Source organism: bacterium (assembly GCA_024228115.1).
GTDB lineage: Bacteria > Myxococcota_A > UBA9160 > UBA9160 > UBA6930.
This window is the reverse complement of the sequence record JAAETT010000400.1, coordinates 1-1,926: the sequence shown is the minus strand read 5'-3', so window position 1 is coordinate 1,926 and position 1,926 is coordinate 1. Positions and strand designations below refer to the sequence as shown.

General features: G+C 63.6%; 1 protein-coding gene. It reads right to left on the bottom strand.

All coding sequences use genetic code 11. From position 1 onward, the window contains the following. Window positions 1–30: 30 nt before the first annotated feature. On the bottom strand, window positions 31–1,230 hold the full coding sequence (locus GY937_17495; protein ID MCP5058500.1) for an IS110 family transposase: 1,200 nt from the start codon (window positions 1,228–1,230) through the stop codon (window positions 31–33). Between the last annotated feature and the right edge of the window lie 696 nt (window positions 1,231–1,926).

The window sequence follows — 1,926 nt, the reverse complement described above, 5'->3', positions numbered from 1 at the left end:
TGGTTTTGCCATGGGGTGCACTTTTTCGGTTCACGCACGATCCCGCTTCTTGGCGATCGTTACGCCGCGCTTGTTTCTCGATGCCGCGCGCTTCTCTCCTGCCGAGGCCGCGGAGAGTGCCGGTAGATCCGCCTCCGCGTAGACGGCATCGAGAGTTCGGGGCATCTGACCGCGCGTGGCAGGGGGACTCGCCGGCGTTAGGCGGCGAAGCTTCTGCCGCGTGCGAGCCACAGGCGCGTAGCGGTAGGGCTCTTGATTGCGCAGGATGTGCCATGCCACGACCACGAGCTTCCTGGCCAGCGCCACAACCGCGACGTTGTGTCCCCGCTTGCGCTTGATCCGGTGGTAGCTCGCAGCTAAGGGAGATGACAACTGCGCAAGGCTTTGAGCGGCCTCTACGGCGAGCCAGCGGGCCGAGCTACTTCCCTCCTTGGTGATCCGCCCGTGGTAGCAGTGATCTGCGGACTGGTGAACGCGTGCGACCAATCCGAAGTAACTCGCGAGTTTATCCGGCGTGGCAAACCGGTCGATCTCCCCAATCGTCGCCATCATCCCAATCGCGACCGTGACGTTCACCCCAGGAATGGTCATCAGCAGCTTGATGTCGAGTTCTCTTGACGCGATCGCGATCATCTTCTCCTCGACAACCTGGATGCCGCGCACGAGTTCGTCGAAGAGCGAAAGGTTGTTCTCCAGCATGAAGCGCTCGATCTCCGTGTACTGCTGCGCCAGCATCCACCGGCGACCAACGAGAGAGAAGAGTTCGGAATGAGGGCAGTGCAGAAGTTTGCGGTTCAGGATGGAGTGGATCGCATTGCGCACTGCAGTGCGCTTGCGAGCCAGGAGCAGGCGGTGGGACACGAGCTGCCGCAGCTCCCAGGTTTCTTCGCCGGGCATCTCGACCTCGGGGATGAAATCCATGCGGAGTAGCTGAGCCAGGATGTGAGCATCGACCTTGTCGGTCTTGATCCGCGCGTGGGCGATGGCCTTGACCCGCAACGGGTTGGCGACCACTGCTCGACCGCAATGCGGAACGAGCAAGGTCCAGATCGCCCAAGTGTGGAAGGTCGCCTCGAGCACGACTTGATCATCGGGACCAAGGGTCTTGGCGAACGCCAGGATCGCGTCGCGGGTGGCATCGACTCGGAAGTCCTTCCTCGCCTTTCCCGCCCCATCGATGCGACAGACTTGAATGAATCGTTTGTGGACGTCGAGTCCGTAGTAGAACATGATGCTCTCCGTAAAGAGAGTCCGGCCTTGGGGGATTCACGACAGCTACCTATTCGCACTCGAAGTGCATCCGGGTGAGTCGTAGGGCGGCCACATACCACGACGGGCTCGGGGCCCATAACGCACCTCGGCCGTCCCCTCAAACGACGAATCCTGGCCGGACTCTCGAGAAATTTTCGTCGTCGATCCCGTACCCGGAACCTCAATTGAAACTTGGAGTTCGGAATCGAGCTACTTGTCACGCGTTCGCGGATCCGCAGGGAATGCATACCCGTACCACGGCGTGCTGGCACCCTGCGCAAGCGCCCGCGATCGCGTCGTGCCCGGGCCGCGGCCCCCCTTGGCCACGGCCCAGCCACAAGCACCGCTGTCCGACGAGCGCCAGGGTCCGTCCCATGGACGACCGGGGCATCCGAACCAGGGGCCCCCCACCCGCGAAGACCCGGCCCCGCGAGACGGTGCCGACCGCACCTCCGATCCCCTGGCCCGCGCTGAACCGGCTCGCGGGGACCCGGGCGCAGTGGACCCACCCCACTCGGGTCGAAATGCTGCACCTGTGCGCCCCGTTCCGCGGCGAACTGCCTGGGCCGATCTCCTACAGCGTGTCTTCGAGGTCGATGCGCTTTGCTGCCCCCGTTGCGGCGAGCCGATGCGCCTTCTCGCTGCCATCGAAGACCCCGACGTGGCCCGCAAGAT

What these genes read in the sequence shown, in the direction of transcription:
- GY937_17495 (MCP5058500.1), bottom strand. Translation starts at nt 1,230, where the DNA reads ATGTTCTACTACGGACTCGACGTCCACAAACGATTCATTCAAGTCTGT.